A 323-nucleotide genomic window follows, 5' to 3' on the forward strand; every position below is an offset into this window, starting at 1 on the left:
CGCCTCCAGGCCGCCGACGCCGATCGCGATCACGCCGAGCGCATCGACGTGCGGCGTGTGGCTGTCGGTGCCAACGCAGGTGTCCGGGTAGGCGCGCAAAACGCCGTCGACCTCGCGGGTCATGACGGTGCGGGCCAAGTACTCAATGTTGACCTGGTGCACAATGCCGGTTCCGGGGGGAACTACCTTGAAGTCGTTGAAAGCCGTCTGGCCCCAACGAAGGAACTGGTAACGCTCGCCATTGCGCTGGTATTCGATCTCCATGTTGCGCTCCAGCGCGCCGGAGTTACCGAAAACATCGATCTGCACCGAGTGGTCGATGA

At 62.8% G+C, this 323-nt stretch carries 1 protein-coding gene; it reads right to left on the bottom strand.

The features are described from left to right. Nucleotides 1–323: aconitase family protein (locus tag SB772_RS39735; protein ID WP_410838484.1), on the bottom strand; the 323-nt coding region annotated here is incomplete at both ends.

Source organism: Paraburkholderia sp. SIMBA_030, assembly GCF_046535245.1.
Taxonomy (GTDB): Bacteria; Pseudomonadota; Gammaproteobacteria; order Burkholderiales; family Burkholderiaceae; genus Paraburkholderia.